This is a genomic window from Cellulomonas bogoriensis 69B4 = DSM 16987 (assembly GCF_000767165.1).
GTDB lineage: Bacteria > Actinomycetota > Actinomycetes > Actinomycetales > Cellulomonadaceae > Actinotalea > Actinotalea bogoriensis.
The window spans coordinates 1-878 of sequence record NZ_AXCZ01000381.1 but is presented as its reverse complement, the minus strand read 5'-3'; the positions used below and the strand labels follow the sequence as shown (position 1 = coordinate 878).

Here is an 878-nt window from a genome sequence, read left to right as displayed (position 1 = left end):
GCCGCCGTCGCGACGCTCCCGGTCGCGGTACCCGCGGCGGCGACCGCGGTGCCCGACCCGGCAGGTGTCGCGGCCACGTCGCCGGCGTCCACCGGTGAGGAGCAGGAGTGGGTCGTGCACGTGCGCCCGGGGCGCGCGGACGACGTCCTCGCCGACCTGGAGGACCAGGGCGTGGCGGCGACGCACGAGTTCGACACCGTCGTGGACGGCTTCAGCGTCGAGCTGGACGGGGACCAGGCCACCGAGATCGACGCCCGGGGTGACGTGCTGCTCGTCGAACCGGTCGTCCCGATGTCCGTCACGCAGAGCACCCAGACCGACCCGCCGTGGGGCCTGGACCGCCTGGACCAGGCCTCGTTGCCCCTGGACCGTCGCTACACCCACCCCGCCGGCGGTGGGCAGGGTGTGCGCGTGTACGTGGTGGACACGGGCGTCGACGCCGGCCACCCCCAGCTCGCCGGTCGGGTTGCCGCCGGTCACTCGGTGGTGCGCGACGGACGCGGCACGCACGACTGCCACGGCCACGGCACGCACGTCGCGGGGACCGTCGCCGGGACCACCCACGGTGTGGCCAAGCGGGCGACCGTCGTCCCGGTGCGGGTCCTGGACTGCGACGGCAACGGCGACTCGGTGAGCACGGCCGCCGGGCTCGACTGGATCGTCGCCCACCACCCCGTGGGTGCACCGGGTGTGGTCAACATGTCCCTGGGCGGGTCCCGGAACCTGACCTCCCAGCGTGCCGTCGAGCGGCTCACCGCCGCAGGGCTGCTGGTCGTGGCGGCGGCGGGGAACTCCGACGCCGACGCCTGCCAGTTCTCGCCCGCGCACGTTCCCCAGGCGCTGACGGTCGGTGCCTCCACGCGCGAGGACCGCCGGGC

General features: G+C 75.4%; 1 protein-coding gene. It reads left to right on the top strand.

Translation table 11 applies throughout. The features are described from left to right. Positions 1-114: 114 nt before the first annotated feature. Positions 115-878 (top strand): S8 family serine peptidase (locus N869_RS15565; protein ID WP_232229834.1); only part of this gene is annotated, 764 nt, incomplete at its 3' end.